Raw genomic sequence first — 407 nt, 5'->3', positions numbered from 1 at the left:
CATTGCACCGCTCAGGAACAACCGGAACTGACGCCAAGTGATGTATCCTTCAAAGGCTTAACGACTGGAGAGCTGGAGCAGATTGCGGAACAAGCGGCATGTATCGGTGAGCTGGAAAATGTGTACGCACTGACGCCGATGCAGAAGGGAATGCTCTTTTACAATCTGATGGATTCGCAATCGGGAGCGTATTTTGAACAGGCTTCCTTTGATCTGCGCGGACATTTTAATATTGCTGCATTTGCGGCCAGTTTGGATGTCTTGGTGCAGCGGCATACGGTATTGCGCACGAACTTCTACAGCGGCTGGAAAGATGAACCGCTTCAGGTCGTGTACCGGAATAAGCGCAGTGAACTGTATGTTGAGGATTTGCGGGATATGGAGGAAGAGCAGCAAAACGAGTACAT

The 407-nt window shown here is 49.9% G+C and carries 1 protein-coding gene; it reads left to right on the top strand.

Annotation, left to right across the window (positions count from 1 at the left end; genetic code table 11):
* The coding region (locus tag HFE01_RS26520) for a condensation domain-containing protein (RefSeq protein ID WP_167442915.1) at positions 1-407 on the top strand (407 nt) is incomplete at both ends.

It is taken from the genome of Paenibacillus sp. EKM10P (assembly GCF_011800655.1).
GTDB classification, from domain to species: Bacteria; Bacillota; Bacilli; order Paenibacillales; family Paenibacillaceae; genus Paenibacillus; species Paenibacillus polymyxa.
The sequence above is the reverse complement of the archived record's forward strand: the minus strand, read 5'-3'. Positions and strand labels throughout refer to the sequence as shown.